The organism is Halomonas eurihalina, from assembly GCF_008274785.1.
In the GTDB taxonomy this organism is placed as follows: domain Bacteria; phylum Pseudomonadota; class Gammaproteobacteria; order Pseudomonadales; family Halomonadaceae; genus Halomonas; species Halomonas eurihalina.
The window spans coordinates 100,787-116,223 of record NZ_VTPU01000009.1 but is presented as its reverse complement, the minus strand read 5'-3'; the positions used below and the strand labels follow the sequence as shown (position 1 = coordinate 116,223).

Here is a 15,437-nt window from a genome sequence, read left to right as displayed (position 1 = left end):
GAGGATTCAACATGCCTGCGATTTCCGATTTCCCATCCCGGCGGGGCGTCCGCCGTGGTGCCTGTCTTGCGTCCGTCCGCTCCCGGCGGATCGCGGCGACATGACCGACGAGACCGCGTACCCCTTCGTCGCCGTCGTCGGCCAACAGGCGCTCAAGACCGCGCTGTTGCTCAACGTCATCGATCCCCGCATCGGTGGCGTGCTGATCAGCGGCCCCAAGGGCAGTGCCAAGTCGACCCTGGCCAGAGCGCTGGCGGCGATCCTGCCGGACGACGCCGAAGGCCGTCGACCGCCGCTGGTCACCTTGCCGCTGGGTGCCAGCGAGGAGCGCCTGACCGGCAGCCTGGATCTGCAACGGGTGCTGGCCGAGGGTGAGACGCGCTTCCAACCGGGATTGCTGGCCAGGGCCCACGGCGGCCTGCTGTACGTCGATGAGGTCAACCTGCTGCCGGATTCGCTGGTGGACCTGCTGCTCGACGTGGCGGCCAGCGGCGTCAATCTTGTCGAGCGTGACGGTATCAGCCATTCCCACCCGGCGGATTTCGGTCTGATCGGCACCATGAATCCAGACGAGGGCGAACTGCGGCCCCAGTTGCTTGATCGTTTCGGCCTCTGCGTCGAGCAGCAGGTGGCGGCCGACGTGACGGAGCGAGTGGCCATCGTGCGACAGTGCGAAGCCTTCGACCGCGACCCCCGAGCCTTTGCCGCGGCGCACGAGGCCGAGCAGGTGACGCTGACACGGCGTCTGGTCGAGGCCCGCAAGCGGCTGTCCGAGATCTCGGTCGAACCCTGGGTCTACGAGCACATCGCCACGCACAGCCGGGCCGCCGGAGTAGAGGGGCTGCGGGCCGACGTTACCTGGCACCGCGCGGCCCGGGCCCACGCTGCCTGGCGGGGCGAGAACCGGGTTGGCCGTGAGGATCTGGACGCCGTCGAGCCCTGGGTGCTGGCCCATCGCCGCACCACCGAGCCCGAGACGCCTCCCGAGCAGGGCGGTACGCCGCCGTCCGGCGATGGAGAGAGTGGAGATGGAGAGAGTGGAAACGCGCCGGGTGCCGGCTCCACTTCTCATGGCCAGGAGGCCGACCCGGCCCCTCAGGGGCAGTGGGGGGCCATGCCGCCGGTGACGCAGCCGAGCGTCGGCGCAGCGCTGCCGTCGTGGCCGGAAACCACCGCCGCGGCGCCCATGGCCGGCGCGCCCTCGGCACCGGCCGCGAGCCGACAGCCCGGCGCTCAGGCGGGCCGGGGCCGCACTCGGCGCTCTCGATACGACCACCTCACGCCCCGCCCGGACTGGTTCGCCACCCTGGTCGAGAACCGCGGGCGGTGGCCCTGGCAGCGCCTGTGCTATCAGCGTCCGCGCGCCGGCCAGACGATGCTGCACCTCGTTCTGCTGGACACTTCCGCCTCCACCCTCGGCCAACGCCTGCTGGGCCGGGCCAAGGGCATGGTCGACGGCCTGGTGCGCCAGGCCTATGCCGCCCGCGAGCAGATCGCGGTGCTGGGGTTCGGCAATGACGGCATCGCCACCATTCTTCCCCGGCGTCGCTCGCCCAGGGACCTGCTCGAGCGGCTCGACGCCACGCCCGGCGGTGGCGGTACGCCGCTGCGCGAGGCCGTTCAGCGGGCGGTGCGGCTGATTCGCCAGTGGCGATGTCAGGATGCCGGTCTCAAGGTGCGCACCTACTTGATCACCGACGGCCGTACCCGCCAGCCGCTACGCGGCTTGCCGTCGCTCGGCGATTGCGTCGTCGTCGACACCGAGGCCGCCGCCGTAAAGCGGGGGCGGGGCCGGGATATCGCCCACCAGTTGGGCGCGGTCTACCGGCCGCTGGCCGGTCCGGAGGCGACATGAGCGGGCACGAGACGCTGAGCGAGGCGAGCGCGACCTGCCCGGCGGTATTCGTCGCCGCGCCGGCCTCGGGCCAGGGCAAGACCACGGTGACCGCTGCCCTGGCGCGGATGCTGCGCCGCCGGAGCAAGGTGGTGCGGGTCTTCAAGACCGGCCCGGACTACCTGGATCCCCGGGTGCTGGCCCAGGCTTCGGGCCAGCCGGTCGACTCGCTTGACCTGTGGATGGCCGGCGAGGCCTACTGCCGAAGGCGTCTGTACGAGGCGGCTCGCCAGGCCGACCTGATCCTGGTGGAGGGCGCCATGGGGCTGTTCGACGGCGAGCCCTCCAGCGCCGACCTCGCTTCGCTGTTCGGCCTGCCGATGGTCATCGTCATGGACGTCAAGGGCATGGCCCAGACGGCAGCGGCCCTGGTGGCCGGCCTGGCAGGCTTTCGCGACGACATTCGCATCGCCGGGCTGATCGCCAACGCCTGTGGCTCGGCGCGACATCGCGAACTGATCGAGGCGGCCTTGCCTGAAAGCGTGCCGTTGCTGGCGGCGGTGCCTCGCGATCCGGCCCTGGCCTTGCCCGAACGCCACCTGGGGCTGGTTCAGGCCGAGGAGATTCGCGATGACCTGGAGGCACGCTTCGAGGCCGGCGCCGAAGCGCTCGAGGCCGAGGGGCTGGCCGAGGCCCTGCTGGGCATGGCGCCGGTGGCCTTCACCCCTGCGCCCACCGAGGCCGCCGTGCCGCCGGCGTGGCTGGCCGGCCGTACCATCGCCGTGGCGCGCGACGCCGCCTTCAGCTTCATCTATCAGGCCAACCTGGATTTACTCGAGCGCATGGGCGCGACGCTGCGCAGCTTCTCGCCGCTGACCGATGCCCACCTGCCCCCCTGCGATGCCCTCTGGCTGCCAGGCGGTTATCCCGAGCTTCACGCTGCCGGCCTGGCGGAGAACGTCACCATGCGCGACGACATCCTGCGGGCCTTCGCCGCGGACCTGCCGATACTGGCCGAGTGCGGTGGCCTGCTCTATTGCCTGGAGAGCCTGACGGACACCGACGAGCAGACCCACGCCATGCTGGGCCTGCTGCCCGGACATGGCGCCATGCGAGGCCGGCGTGGCTGCCAGGGCATGCAGACCGCCGGCCTGCCGGAAGGGCCGGTGCGCGGTCACGCCCATCATCGCTCCCAGGCCAGTGGCACACCCGAGCCCATCGCTCACGGGCAGCGTCAGCGTCACTCCGCGCCGGGCGAGGCGATCTATCGGGCACGGCGCCTGACGGCCACCTATCTGCACCTGTTCTTCCCCGACAACCCCGCCGCCGTGGCCCGCCTATTCGGGGCGGGCGCGGTCGAGGCCGATTCGATAAAGGAATGCCAAGGATGAACCTGAACAAGATTCCCGCCACGGTGGTGACCGGTTTCCTGGGTAGCGGCAAGACGACCCTGCTGGCCGGTATCCTGCGCCAGATCACCGGCAAGCGCATCGCCGTTATCGTCAACGAGTTCGGCGAGCAGGATATCGATTCCAGCCTGCTGCGCGGCTGTGCTCTTGGCTGCGAGGAAGGTGCCGAAGAGAAAGAGGCGCGTGCTCTCGATGAGGACGGCGGCATCTTCGAGCTGGCCAATGGCTGCATCTGCTGCACCGTGGAGGAGGAGTTCCTGCCGGTGATGAAGAAGCTGGTGGCCCGCCGCGACGACATCGACCACATCCTGATCGAGACCAGCGGCCTGGCGCTGCCCAAGCCGCTGGTCCAGGCCTTCAACTGGCCCGAGGTGCGCCAGCACTGCACCGTCGATGCCATCATCACCGTGGTCGATGGCCCGGCGGTGGCCGCCGGCCGTTATGCCAGCGATGTCGACCAGGTCGAGGCCCAGCGTCGCGCCGACGACAGCCTGGACCATGACCCCAGCCTGCGCGAGCTGCTGGACGATCAATTGAGCGCCGCCGACCTGGTGCTGGTCAGCAAGAGCGACCTGCTCTCGGCGGACGAGCGCAAGCGTGTCGAGGCGCTGGTGGCCGACAAGGTTCCCACCGCCGTCAAGGCGCTGTTCATCGATCCGAGCCTGGCCGACGATCCGGCCCGCCTCGAGGCCCTGATGGGTATCGGCGCGGCCAGCGAGGCGGGCATCGATCGCATCGACAACCACCACGACCGCCACCACGCCGAGGGCGCCCATCACGACCACGCCCACGATCATTTCGACGGCCATGTGATTCGCCTGGGCGAGGTCGATGGCGAGGCGCTGGAGGTACGCCTGGGCGAGCTCCTGAAGGCCCACGAGATCTATCGCGCCAAGGGCTTCGCGGCGATTCCCGGCAAGCCCATGCGGCGGGTGATCCAGGCTGTCGGCGAACGTCTCGACGGCTACTACGACCGGCTGTGGGCAGCGGGTGAACCGCGCCACACCGAGCTGGTGATCATCGGCCGGGCGCTGGACCGCGAGGCCTTGCAGGCGGCCCTGGCCGGTGCCGAGACCGCGACGCCCGCCTGATGCACCTGTTCGCCGCCAAGCCCGGGGGCTTCGTCGACGACGAGGGCATCGTCGATCTGCAGCAGGACCCCGCCGAGGTCGTGATCCTGTCGGCCGCCGACAGCAGTCTGTCGGCGTTGGCCCTGGCGGCCGAACGGCTGGGAGAGAGCATTCCGACGCTGCGGCTCGCCAACTGGATGAACCTGGTCAAGCCCGCCGCCTACGATCTCTACGAGGACCGTGTGCTGGAGCACGCGCGCCTGGTAATCGTCTCGTTGCTCGGCGGCAGCGCCTACTGGCGGTATGGCTTCGAGCGCCTGCAGGCCTGGGCAGCGTCGGACAGCGAGCGCCAACTGATCCTGGTGCCGGGCTGCGACGCTCCGGACGACACCCTGCTTCAGGCCTCCAGCGTGCCGTTCGACGTGGCGAGCCGGGTATGGCGCTACCTGAGGGAAGGCGGCGCCGACAACGCCGAGCAACTGCTGCGCTTCGTCGCCACGGAATGTCTGGAACAGACACCGCTCGCGTGGCGCGAGCCCAGGGCGATTCCCGCGGCGCTGATCCATCTGCCGGGACAGTCGGAGGCGAGCCTGGCGGACTGGGAGGCCCGGCGCGATCCCGCACGCCCGGTCTGCCTGGTGCTGTTCTACCGCAGCCACCTGCAGGGCGCCAACACCGCCGTGCTGGACGGCCTGGTCGAGGCGCTGCGTGCCCGTGGGCTCGAACCGCTGGCGGTGGCGGTGGCCTCGTTGAAGGACGAGGCCTGCATTGCCTTCGTCAATCGACTGATCGAGCGAACCGGCGCGGCCCTGGTGGTCAATACCACCGGCTTTTCCGTCAATCGCGCACCGGACGACGCCGATGTCTCGGATGGCGCGCTCGACGCGGGCATGGAAAGTCTCTTCGTCGGCCGGCCGGTCGTGCTGCAGGCCATGCTCGCCAGCAGCACCGAGGAGGACTGGCGCGACAAGGCGGCGGGCCTGCACAGCCGCGACGTGGCCATGCAGGTGGTGCTGCCGGAAATGGACGGGCGTGTCATCACCCGGGCGGTGGGCTTCAAGGCCGAGGCCCATTACAGCGAGCGCTGCCAGCTGTCGGTGGTCCGCCATCGGCTGCACCCCGAGCGTGCCGCCTTCGTCGCCGAGCTGGCCTGGCGCTACGCACGGCTGCGCCACACGCCCAACGCCGACAAGCGCCTGGCGTTGGTGCTGGCCAACTATCCCACACGCGACGGCCGCATCGGCAACGGCGTCGGCCTGGACACCCCGGCCTCGACGCTCAACCTGCTGCGCGCGCTCGAGGCGGCCGGCTACCCGCTCGTCGACCTGCCCGCAGACGGCGACGAACTGATACGCCGCCTTCAGGGCAGCGTGACCAACGACCCGCAGTCGCTGGCCTGGCGAGGCAGCTGGCAGAGCCTTGGCGTCGACGACTACCTGGCCTGGTTCCGCACCTTGCCGATCACGCTTCAGGAGGCGGTCTGGCGGCGCTGGGGCGCGCCCGAGCAGGATCCCAAGCATCGCCAGGGGCGGCTGCTGATCGCCGGCATCCGGCTGGGCGAGACCTTCGTCGGCATCCAGCCGTCGCGTGACATCGACGACGGCCCGGCCGCCGATCCGACCCGGAGCTATCACGATACCGAGTTGGTGCCGCCCCACAGCTACCTGGCGTTCTATTACTGGCTGCGCGAGCACTACCGGGTGGATGCGGTGATCCACGTCGGCAAGCACGGCAACCTGGAATGGCTGCCCGGCAAGAGTACCGCGCTGTCTGCCGAGTGCTGGCCGGACATCGCCCTGGGGCCGCTGCCGCACTTCTATCCGTTCATCGTCAACGACCCGGGCGAGGGCGCCCAGGCCAAGCGCCGCAGCCAGGCGGTGATCATCGACCACCTGATGCCGCCGCTGGCACGGGCCGAGCTGTACGGCGCCATGGCCGAGCTGGAGTCCCTGACCGACGAGTATTATCAGGCGCTGGGCATGGATCCGCGGCGCGAAGCCCTGCTGCGCGAGCGCATCCTCGAGCACCTGCGCGACACCGGCATCGACCGGGAACTGAGCCAGGCGGTGGGTGACGAGGTCGCCGCGGACGACGAAAGCCTGCTCAACGAGCTCGACACCTATCTGTGCGATATCAAGGAAGCCCAGATTCGTCATGGCCTGCACGTGCTGGGGACCTTGCCGCCGCCGGCCAAGCGGGCGGCGACCCTGGTCGCCATCCTGAGGTTGCCACGCGGGCAGGCACCGACCCAGCGCGGCCTGCTGCATGCCCTGGCGGATGACCTGGGGCTGTGCGAGTCGGATGACCAAGGCACTAGCTTCGATCCACTGGCGGCCGGGGCCGAACCCTGGCGGGGCTCGAGGCCGGCGGCGCTGGCCGAGTTGAGCGATGCCCCCTGGCGCAGCGCTGCCGACACCCACGAGCGGCTCGAGCAGCTCGCCGAGCGGCTGGTGGCCGATCATGTGCTCGAGCCGGGCGACTCGGATGAGCTGGCCCGTGACTACCCGGCCACTGCCGTGCTGTGCCGCCATGCCCGCGACGGGCTCTGGGCCGACATGCAAGACGGTGCCGAGCGGGAAATCGGCGCGCTGCTCGATGGGCTCGAAGGGCGCTTCGTGCCTCCCGGGCCCAGCGGTGCCCCCAGCCGTGGTCGGCTCGACGTGCTGCCCACCGGGCGCAACTTCTTCAGTGTCGACAACCGGAGCGTCCCGTCGCCCGCCGCCTGGTCGCTGGGCGAGGCCTCGGCCCAGGCATTCATCGAGCGCTATCTGCAGGAGCACGGCGATTACCCGCGCCGCCTGGGGCTTTCGATCTGGGGCACCGCCACCATGCGCACCGGCGGCGACGACATTGCCCAGGCCATGGCCCTGATGGGCGTGCGGCCGATCTGGTCATTCGGCTCGCAGCGAGTGGTCGACGTCGAGGTGATCTCCGGCATGCTGCTCGGGCGCCCCCGGGTGGATGTCACCCTGCGGGTGTCCGGCTTCTTCCGCGATGCCTTTCCCCATGTCATCCGGCTGTTCGATACCGCGGTGCGGGCAGTGGCGGCCTATCAGGAGCCGGGCGACGGCAACACCATCCGCACGGCGGTCGAAGCGCGTCGCGGCGAGCTCGAGGCGTCGGGCCTGTCGCCCGACGAGGCAGACCGCGAGGCCGCCTACCGGATATTCGGCAGCCGGCCCGGCGAGTACGGCACCGGAGTGGAGCGGCTGGTCGAGTCGCGGGCCTGGGAGAATGCCGATGAACTGGCCGAGGCCTACCTCTCGGCCGGCGCCTACGCCTACGGCCAGTTCCCGGCGTCCGGCACCGAGGCGCGCCGCGCCTTCGAACGCCAGCTCGAGGGGCTGCAAGCGGTGATGCACAACCAGGACAATCGCGAGCACGACATCCTCGACTCCAGTACCTACTACGCCTTCCAGGGTGGCATGGCCAATGCCGGTCGCGCGCTGGGCGGCCGGGCGCCGGCCATCTACCACGCCGACCACGCCAACCCGGCGCGGCCACGGATCCGCACCCTGAAGGAAGAGCTTGCCCGAGTGATCCGTTCCCGGGTGCTCAATCCCAAGTGGATCGAGGCCATGCGCGAGCACGGCTACAAGGGCGCCTTCGAGATGGCCGCCACCGTGGACGCGTTGTTTGCCTACGACGCCACCACCGACCTGGTGGCCGACTACCAGTATGCCCAGGTGACCGATGCCCTGGTGCTGGACGACACCAACCAGCGCTTCCTGCGCGAGCACAACGGCGCGGCGCTGGAGGAGATGGCCGAGCGACTGCTGGAAGCGGTCCAGCGCGGCCTGTGGCAGGAGGCCGGCGAGCGTGGCGAGGCGCTGCAGGACCTGCTGCTCGAGTTCGACGAGCGCCGGGAGGGCCTGCCCCATGGTGGCTAGGCCAGCCGAGCCCCGCGTCCGAGGCTGGTGCCCCGGAGCCTGGCGGCCCATGGCCACCGGCGACGGCCTGCTGGTGCGCGTGCGCCCCGAGATGGGCCGGCTCAGGCGCGACCAGTCGCTGGCATTGTGTGACGCCGCCGAGACCTTCGGCAGCGGGCTGATCGAGCTGACCCGCCGTGCCAACCTGCAGTTGCGCGGCGTCACCGAGGCTGGCTGGCCCGCGTTGATGACGTTTCTGCTCGAGCACGACCTGGTGGCCCCGGACGCCGAGGCCGAGCGCCGCCCGGCATTGCTGCTTGCCCCGGACTGGCGCGACGGCGACGCCATTCATCGGGCGGCGAGCCCTCTTGTTGAGCGCTTCGACGCCTGGCCGACCTTGCCCGACAAGTGGGGGCTGGCCGTCGACGCCGGTACATCGCCGGTGCTGACCGAAGCCTCCGCCGACCTGCGCCTCGAGCGCTCGGCCGATGGTGGACTGCTGGTGAGGGCCGATGGCCGCGAGCTGGGCACGCCGGTCGACGACGTCGCAACCGCCGTCGCGCTGATGAGGCGTCTGGCCTGGTGGTTCGTCGACGCTGGTGGCCTCGGAGCCGGGCGCATGCAGCGCTTCGACGCGCCGTTGCCCGCCTGGGCGCCGCCCACGACGGCCCCCGCCGAGACCGTCGAAGACGATACGGGCCTCGCGCTGGGTGAGCACTCCCTCGGCCGAGTGGTCGGGCTGCCTTTCGGCCGCACGCCGGCCTCGGTGCTGCGTGCCGCGCTCACCGATAGCGTTACCGGTATCCGTGTCAGCCCCTGGCGGCGCCTGCTGCTGGAAGGCGCAGGTGATGACGCCGAGCCGGCCGAGGGGCTGATCGTCGATGAGCGCGACCCACGGCTGGCCATGGACGCTTGTCCGGGGGCGCCCCACTGCGCCCAGGCCAGCGTGGCGACCCTCGGGTTGGCCCAGGCGCTGGCCGAACGGCTCGATGGCCGGAGGCCGGGGCGAGTACATATTTCCGGCTGCACCAAGGGTTGTGCCCGTGGCCGGCCCGCCGAGGCTTGCCTGAGCGGACGCGACGGCCACTTCGACCTGATCCTGAACGGGCGGGCCGACGACACGCCGGTCGCGACCGGCCTTGGTGAAACCGACGTTATCGAATACCTGGGGAAACATGATGCCTCACGTCTATGAAACCGATGGACCGTCGATCTACCGGGAGTCCTTTGCCATCATTCGGCGCGAGGCCGAACTGGCACGCTTCGCGCCGGAGGAGGAGCCGGTGGCCGTACGCATGATCCATGCCGCCGGCCTGGTGGCGCTGGCGCCGCACATCCGCTTCCGCGATGCTGTGGTGAGTCGGGCCCGGTCGGCGCTGCAAGGCGGCGCGCCGGTCCTGTGCGACGCGCGCATGGTCGCCGAGGGCATCACCCGCCAGCGTCTGCCGGCGGACAACGCCATTCTCTGCACGCTGCACGACGAGCGAGTGCCCGGCCTGGCTCGGGAGATGGCCAACACCCGCTCGGCGGCGGCCCTGGAACTGTGGCGACCCCATCTGGAGGGCGCAGTGGTGGCGATCGGCAATGCGCCGACCGCGCTTTTTCACTTGCTGAACATGCTGGAAGACCCGCACTGCCCGCGCCCGGCGGCCATCATCGGCTGCCCGGTGGGATTCGTCGGCGCGGCCGAATCCAAGCAGGCATTGTGGGAGAGCGCCGCGGCGCCCTGCGCCATCGTCGATGGGCGACTCGGCGGCAGTGCGGTGACGGTGGCCGCCGTCAACGCCATCGCGGATCGTCGCGAATGAGCCGGGGCACCATCCACGGGGTCGGCCTCGGCCCCGGTAGCCAGGACCTGATGAGCGTGCGTGCCGATCGGCTGATCCGCGGTGCCAGCCATGTTGCCTATTTCCGCAAGAAGGGCCGCACCGGTCACGCCCGTACCATCGTCGAGGGCATGCTGGCCGACGATGCCGTCGAGCTGCCGATGGAGTATCCGGTCACCACCGAGATTCCCTTCGACGACCCGCGCTACAACGAGTGGCTGGCGGCCTTCTACGAGCGCCAGGTCGCCCAGCTCGCCGAGATCGCCGAGGCGGGCCAGGACGTGGTGGTGCTCTGCGAGGGCGATCCCTTCTTCTACGGCTCCTTCATGCACCTCTATACCCGATTGCAGGGGCGGGTACCGGTCGCGGTGGTGCCCGGCATCACCGGCATGTCGGCGGCCTGGACTGCCACCGGCCGACCGGTGACCTGGGGCGACGATGTGCTGACCGTGCTGATGGCGACCCTGCCGGAGGCGACGCTGGTCGAACGCATCGCGCGCACCGACGCCCTGGTGGTGATGAAGATCGGCCGCCACCTGGACAAGCTGCGCCGCGCCCTGGCGAGCGCCGGGCGCGAGGACGAGGCCTGGTTGATCGAGTATGCGGCGATGGCCGAGGAACGGATCGTGCCGCTGTGCGACGTGGGCGACCGCGTGCCGTACTTTTCGATCCTGCTGATTCACGGCAACGGGAGGCGGCCATGAGCGAAGCAAAAGCCGGGTCACGGCCTGGCGAACGTGAGCGGGTTCCGCGCGGGTGGCTGAAGATCGTCGGTCTCGGCCCCGGCAGCGAGGCGATGGTCACCCCCGAGGCGTCGGGCGTGCTCGAACAGGCCACCGACGTGGTGGGTTATGTGCCCTATGTCGAGCGGGTGACGCCGCGACCGGGGCTGACCCGCCACGGCTCGGACAACCGCGAGGAGATCCGCCGCGCCGAGCAAGCGCTCGAGATGGCCACCGAGGGTCGCCGGGTAGCGGTCGTCTCCTCGGGCGACCCTGGAGTATTCGCCATGGGAGCGGCGGTATTCGAGGCGCTGGAAGCGGGGCGCCCCGAGTGGCGGTCGCTGGACATCCAGGTACTGCCGGGCGTCTCGGCCATGCTGGCCGCCAGTGCACGGCTGGGCGCGCCGCTGGGCCATGACTTCTGCTGTCTCAACCTCTCCGACAACCTCAAGCCCTGGGCGTTGATCGAGAAGCGCCTGCGCCTGGCCGCCGAGGCCGACTTCGCCATGGCCTTCTACAACCCGCGCTCCCGCTCGCGGCCGGAGGGCTTCGCGCGTGCCCTGACGGTGCTGCGCGAGGCCTGCGGCAATGCGCGCCCGATCATGTTCGCCCGGGCCGTCTCCACGCCGGAAGAACGCCTGCGCGTCACTACCCTGGGTGAGGCGACGCCCGAGATGGTCGACATGCGCACCCTGGTGATGGTGGGCTCGAGCCTGACGCGATGCATCCCGGGCGCAAGGCGTGAGTGGGTCTATACGCCGAGGTCAGCGTCGTGATCCATCCACGCCAGGACGTCGTCGATGGTATGCGCCTCGCGGCGGGGCGGCAGCGCCGGGCGGTCGATCATCACCACTGGAATCCCCAGCGCGCGGGCGGCCTCGAGCTTGGTTGCCGCCCCCGTACCGCCGGCGTTCTTGCACACCAGGCGTTCGATGCCGTGCTCGCGCAGCAGTGCCAGGTCGCCTTCCCGGGTGAAGGGGCCGCGGTCGACGGTAACGGTGTGGCGCGGCAGGGGCGGCGGGCTATCGGGCCGGTCGACCAGCCGCAGCACGTAGTGGTGCTCGGGCCGGGCGGCGAAGGCCGCCAGGTGCATGCGGCCGATCGCCAGCAGCACTCGCTGCGGTGGGCCGGCGAGCGCCGCCACTGCCGTCTCGATGTCGGCGACCCGCTGCCAGCGATCGCCTGGCTGTCCACAATCGCCATGCTGAGGCTCCCAGGGTGGCCGGGTCAGGGCGATCAGCGCGGTGCCCGTCCGCTTGGCGGCAGCCACGGCGTTGCGGCTCATCTGCTCGGCGAAGGGATGAGTGGCGTCGACCAGGTGGGTGATGCGCTCTGCTTCGAGAAAGGCGGCCAGCCCTTCCACGCCGCCGAAACCGCCAACGCGAGTGGGCAGCGGCTGCGGCTTGGGCGCGCTGACGCGGCCGGCGTAGCTGAACAGCGCGGGGATCCCGCGCTCGGCCAGGGCGCTGGCCAGGGCGCTGGCTTCAGTGGTACCGCCCAGGATAAGGACTTTCATGATGACGGACGTTGACGACGCTCCCTGGCTGACGGTGCTGGGCTGGGGCGAGAGTGGCACGGCGGGGCTGACGCCGGCAAGCCGCGAGGCGCTGGAGGCCGCCGAGGTGGTGTTCGGTGCGCGACGTCACCTGCGTCTGCTGCCGGCGCTTTCCGCCGAGGTGCGCGAATGGCCGGTGCCCTTCGCCGACGGCATCCCCGAGCTGCTGGCCGAGCGCGGTCGCCGAACGGTGATGCTGGTGTCGGGCGATCCCTTCTGGTTCGGCGCCGGCGCGACCCTGGCACGACACCTCGCGCCCAGCGAGTGGCGCGTGCTGCCGTCGCCCTCGACCTTCAGCCTGGCGGCCTCCCGGCTTGGCTGGGCGCTGGAGGGCGTGACCTGCCTGGGCCTGCACGCCCGGCCGCTGACGCGCCTGCGCCCGTATTTGCACCGCGGGCGCCGCCTGCTGGTGCTGCTGCGCGACGGCGCGGCGGTGAATGAGCTCGCCGGCTGGCTTGCGCATGTCGGCTTCGGCGCCAGCCGGCTTCACGTGATGGAGGCCCTCGGCGGTGGCGACGAACGCGTTCGTGCCCTGCGCGCGGATGCCGCCTTGCCGGCCGATATCGCCCATCCGGTGGCGGTGGGCCTCGAGGTCGATGGCGACGGGCCGGCGCTGCCGCTGACTCCCGGGCGGCCGGACGATTGGTTCGAACACGACGGCCAGATCACCCGGCAGATGGTCCGCGCCATGACGCTGGCTGCCCTGGCGCCGGCTCCGGGCGAGCGGCTGTGGGACATCGGCACCGGCTCGGGTTCGGTCGCCATCGAGTGGCTGCTGGCGCATCCGGACAACCGTGCCCTGGGTCTCGAGCGCAATGCGGAAAGGGCGGCTCGGGCGCGCCACAACGCCCGGGAACTCGGTGTCGACTGGCTCGAGGTGGTCGAGGGCGATGCCCTGGAAATGCTGAACGGGAAGACGCCGGAGGACTTGCCGTTGCCCGATGCGGTCTTTATCGGCGGCGGGCTCTCCGAGGCGCTGCTGACCGCACTGTGGCCGCGTTTGCTGGCGGGCACGCGGCTGGTGGCCAATGCGGTGACCCTGGAGTCGGAAGCCTTGCTGACCCACTGGCATCGCCACGTCGGCGGCGAGCTGGTGCGCCTGGAGCAGGCCACGGCAGCCGCCCTCGGCACGCGTCGCGGCTGGAAGTCCGCCTATCCCATCGTGCAGTGGCGGGTCGTGAAATGAACGGTGCGATGAAGGTGGCGGGCTTCGGTTTTCGTCGCTCGGCGACGCTCGCCTCGTTGGCCGAGGTGCTGGACCGGCTCTGCGAACGGCATGGCCCGGTCGATCGGCTGGCAGTGGCCGCGTCCATGCGCCCGCTGGTGCAGGCCTTGGGGGAGGCGCGGGGCATCGCGACCCTGAGCGTGGCCGACGTCGACCTGACCTCGGTCGCCACCCTCACCGATTCCCGACACAGCCGTCAGGCCCGCGGTACGGGCAGCGTTGCCGAGGCCGTGGCGCTGCTGGCGGCGGGGCCTGGGGCGAGATTGCTCGGCCCCCGGCTGATTTCGACGGATCGACGGGCGACCGCTGCGGTGGCGGTGGTGCGCGAGGCGACGACAGGAGATACGACATGACCATTCATTTCATCGGTGCCGGCCCCGGCGCGCCGGATCTGCTGACGCTGCGGGGACGGGATCTCATCGCGGCCTGCCCGGTGTGTCTCTACGCCGGCTCGCTGGTGCCCGAGGCGATCCTCGCGCATTGCCCGGCAGGCGCTCGGGTCGTCAACACTGCCCCATTGTCGCTCGACGAGATCATCGACGAGATGGCCCGCGCCGACGCGGCGGGGCAGGATGTGGCCCGGCTGCACTCCGGGGATCTCTCGGTGTGGTCGGCCATGGGCGAGCAGTTGCGCCGGCTGCGCGAGCGGGGCATTGCCTACGCCATCACGCCAGGGGTACCGGCCTTTGCCGCGGCGGCCGCCACCCTGGGCCAGGAGCTGACGCTGCCGGGTGTGGCGCAGTCCGTGGTATTGACCCGCACGCCGGGCCGCGCCAGCGCCATGCCGGACGGCGAGACGCTGGCCAACTTCGCGCGTACCGGCACGACCCTGGCGATCCACCTGTCCATCCATAATCTGGACCATGTGGTGGCGGAGCTGGCGCCTTTCTACGGTGATGACTGTCCGGTGGCCATCGTCTGGCGAGCCAGTTGGCCCGACCAGAAGGTGATCCGCGGGCGGCTGGAGACCGTTGCCGCGCGGCTCGACCCGGCCATGAACCGCACGGCGCTGATCCTGGTCGGGCCGGCGCTTTCAAGCGAAGACTTCGACGACAGTCGTCTCTACGCGATCGGCTATGACCGCCGCTTCCGGCCGCAGTCGGCGGATTCGCCCTTCGCCCATGCGGATGAGCAGCGGGAGACGCCATGATCCATCTCTCGTTGATCGGCATTGGCACCGGTAATCCCGAGCACGTCACCCTGGCCGGCGTGCGCGCGCTACAGGCGGCGGAGCTGATCCTGTTGCCGCGCAAGGGCGAGGCGCGCTCGGACCTGGTCGACCTGCGCCGGCTGCTGTGCCGCAACCTGCTGGACGAGGCCGCGCTATCTCGAGTCGTGGAGTTCGACCTGCCGCGCCGCGACAGGCGCGATGACTACCTGGGCGCGGTGGACGACTGGCATGCGGCGATCGCCGAGACATGGCGCGAGCAGATGTCGCGCCACCTGCCGCAGGGCGGGAGGGTCGCCATGCTGATCTGGGGCGATCCTTCGCTCTACGACAGCAGCCTGCGCATCGCCGAGCGTCTGGAGTTGCCGGGGCAGGGCGTCGAGGTGGAGGTGGTGCCGGGCATCACCAGCCTGCAGGTGCTGACCGCCGAGCACCGCATCCCCTTGAATGCCCTGGCCGAGCCGGTGCAGATCACCACCGGGCGGCGCCTGCGCGAGCGCGGCTGGCCCGAGGACGCCGCCAGCGTGGCGGTGATGCTGGATGCCGGTGGTGCCTTCCAGGCGCTGGCCCCGGAGGGGCTGCATATCTGGTGGGGTGCCTATCTGGGTATGGACAAGCAGTGCCTGATCGACGGCCCGCTGGCCGAGGTGGGGCCGGCCATCGTCGAGCGTCGCGCCGCGCTGCGCGAGCGGCACGGCTGGATCATGGACGTCTATCTGCTGGCGCGGGCGCCACTGTTGTCACGAACACCGGGCTGAA

Annotated in this window: 13 protein-coding genes; 12 read left to right on the top strand and 1 reads right to left on the bottom strand. The window is 70.6% G+C overall.

The genetic code is table 11. The features are described from left to right. The first annotated feature begins 100 nt into the window (after nt 1–100). Genes FZZ93_RS10710 through cobJ form a run of 8 tightly spaced genes read left to right on the top strand, consistent with a single transcriptional unit; the run spans nt 101 to nt 11,506 of the window. On the top strand, nt 101–1,855 hold the full coding sequence (locus tag FZZ93_RS10710; RefSeq protein WP_149322315.1) for an AAA family ATPase: 1,755 nt from the start codon (nt 101–103) through the stop codon (nt 1,853–1,855). Further along, on the top strand, nt 1,852–3,225 hold the full coding sequence (locus FZZ93_RS10705) for a cobyrinic acid a,c-diamide synthase CobB (protein WP_149322314.1): 1,374 nt from the start codon (nt 1,852–1,854) through the stop codon (nt 3,223–3,225). Before FZZ93_RS10710 ends, FZZ93_RS10705 begins: the two co-directional genes overlap by 4 nt. Further along, a complete protein-coding gene (gene cobW / locus FZZ93_RS10700) occupies nt 3,222–4,334 on the top strand; it encodes a cobalamin biosynthesis protein CobW (protein WP_149322313.1) in 1,113 nt (370 codons plus the stop codon). Before FZZ93_RS10705 ends, cobW begins: the two co-directional genes overlap by 4 nt. After that, a complete protein-coding gene (gene cobN, locus FZZ93_RS10695; protein ID WP_149322312.1) occupies nt 4,334–8,203 on the top strand; it encodes a cobaltochelatase subunit CobN in 3,870 nt (1,289 codons plus the stop codon). The genes cobW and cobN overlap by 1 nt, the downstream gene beginning before the upstream one ends. Further along, nucleotides 8,193–9,377 carry a cobalamin biosynthesis protein CobG gene (locus FZZ93_RS10690; RefSeq protein WP_149322311.1) on the top strand — a complete coding sequence of 395 codons (1,185 nt, stop codon included), beginning with the start codon at nt 8,193–8,195 and terminating at the stop codon, nt 9,375–9,377. The genes cobN and FZZ93_RS10690 overlap by 11 nt, the downstream gene beginning before the upstream one ends. Next, complete coding sequence (locus FZZ93_RS10685; protein WP_149322310.1) at nt 9,361–9,990, top strand: precorrin-8X methylmutase; 630 nt, start codon at nt 9,361–9,363, stop codon at nt 9,988–9,990. The genes FZZ93_RS10690 and FZZ93_RS10685 overlap by 17 nt, the downstream gene beginning before the upstream one ends. Then, nucleotides 9,987–10,712 (top strand): precorrin-2 C(20)-methyltransferase, encoded by a 726-nt coding sequence (locus FZZ93_RS10680; protein WP_149322309.1) that lies wholly within the window; start codon nt 9,987–9,989, stop codon nt 10,710–10,712. Before FZZ93_RS10685 ends, FZZ93_RS10680 begins: the two co-directional genes overlap by 4 nt. Beyond that, complete coding sequence (gene cobJ, locus FZZ93_RS10675) at nt 10,709–11,506, top strand: precorrin-3B C(17)-methyltransferase (protein WP_149322308.1); 798 nt, start codon at nt 10,709–10,711, stop codon at nt 11,504–11,506. Before FZZ93_RS10680 ends, cobJ begins: the two co-directional genes overlap by 4 nt. Here cobJ and FZZ93_RS10670 read toward each other — a convergent pair. Then, complete coding sequence (locus tag FZZ93_RS10670) at nt 11,482–12,246, bottom strand: cobalt-precorrin-6A reductase (protein WP_149322307.1); 765 nt, start codon at nt 12,244–12,246, stop codon at nt 11,482–11,484. The genes cobJ and FZZ93_RS10670 overlap by 25 nt on opposite strands. A 1-nt stretch (nt 12,247) precedes the next feature. On the opposite strand from FZZ93_RS10670, the gene cbiE reads away from it, so the two are divergent. Genes cbiE through cobF form a run of 4 tightly spaced genes read left to right on the top strand, consistent with a single transcriptional unit; the run spans nt 12,248 to nt 15,436 of the window. Then, complete coding sequence (gene cbiE, locus FZZ93_RS10665; protein WP_223111785.1) at nt 12,248–13,471, top strand: precorrin-6y C5,15-methyltransferase (decarboxylating) subunit CbiE; 1,224 nt, start codon at nt 12,248–12,250, stop codon at nt 13,469–13,471. Between the two features lie 8 nt (nt 13,472–13,479). Further along, complete coding sequence (locus FZZ93_RS10660) at nt 13,480–13,863, top strand: cobalamin biosynthesis protein (protein WP_149322372.1); 384 nt, start codon at nt 13,480–13,482, stop codon at nt 13,861–13,863. Beyond that, nucleotides 13,860–14,660 (top strand): precorrin-4 C(11)-methyltransferase, encoded by an 801-nt coding sequence (cobM, locus tag FZZ93_RS10655; RefSeq protein ID WP_149322305.1) that lies wholly within the window; start codon nt 13,860–13,862, stop codon nt 14,658–14,660. Before FZZ93_RS10660 ends, cobM begins: the two co-directional genes overlap by 4 nt. Beyond that, entirely contained in the window at nt 14,657–15,436 is a 780-nt protein-coding gene (gene cobF, locus FZZ93_RS10650) for a precorrin-6A synthase (deacetylating) (RefSeq protein WP_149322304.1), read from the top strand. Before cobM ends, cobF begins: the two co-directional genes overlap by 4 nt. The last annotated feature ends 1 nt before the right edge of the window (nt 15,437 follow it).

Excerpts from the sequence above, each read along its gene's own strand:
- FZZ93_RS10680 (WP_149322309.1), top strand. The coding sequence starts at position 9,987 with ATGAGCCGGGGCACCATCCACGGGGTCGGCCTCGGCCCCGGTAGCCAG.
- FZZ93_RS10670 (WP_149322307.1), bottom strand. The coding sequence starts at position 12,246 with ATGAAAGTCCTTATCCTGGGCGGTACCACTGAAGCCAGCGCCCTGGCC.
- FZZ93_RS10660 (WP_149322372.1), top strand. The coding sequence starts at position 13,480 with ATGAAGGTGGCGGGCTTCGGTTTTCGTCGCTCGGCGACGCTCGCCTCG.
- cobF (WP_149322304.1), top strand. The coding sequence starts at position 14,657 with ATGATCCATCTCTCGTTGATCGGCATTGGCACCGGTAATCCCGAGCAC.
- cobW (WP_149322313.1), top strand. The coding sequence starts at position 3,222 with ATGAACCTGAACAAGATTCCCGCCACGGTGGTGACCGGTTTCCTGGGT.
- cobM (WP_149322305.1), top strand. The coding sequence starts at position 13,860 with ATGACCATTCATTTCATCGGTGCCGGCCCCGGCGCGCCGGATCTGCTG.
- FZZ93_RS10690 (WP_149322311.1), top strand. The coding sequence starts at position 8,193 with ATGGTGGCTAGGCCAGCCGAGCCCCGCGTCCGAGGCTGGTGCCCCGGA.
- cobJ (WP_149322308.1), top strand. The coding sequence starts at position 10,709 with ATGAGCGAAGCAAAAGCCGGGTCACGGCCTGGCGAACGTGAGCGGGTT.
- FZZ93_RS10705 (WP_149322314.1), top strand. The coding sequence starts at position 1,852 with ATGAGCGGGCACGAGACGCTGAGCGAGGCGAGCGCGACCTGCCCGGCG.
- cbiE (WP_223111785.1), top strand. The coding sequence starts at position 12,248 with ATGACGGACGTTGACGACGCTCCCTGGCTGACGGTGCTGGGCTGGGGC.
- FZZ93_RS10685 (WP_149322310.1), top strand. The coding sequence starts at position 9,361 with ATGCCTCACGTCTATGAAACCGATGGACCGTCGATCTACCGGGAGTCC.
- cobN (WP_149322312.1), top strand. The coding sequence starts at position 4,334 with ATGCACCTGTTCGCCGCCAAGCCCGGGGGCTTCGTCGACGACGAGGGC.
- FZZ93_RS10710 (WP_149322315.1), top strand. The coding sequence starts at position 101 with ATGACCGACGAGACCGCGTACCCCTTCGTCGCCGTCGTCGGCCAACAG.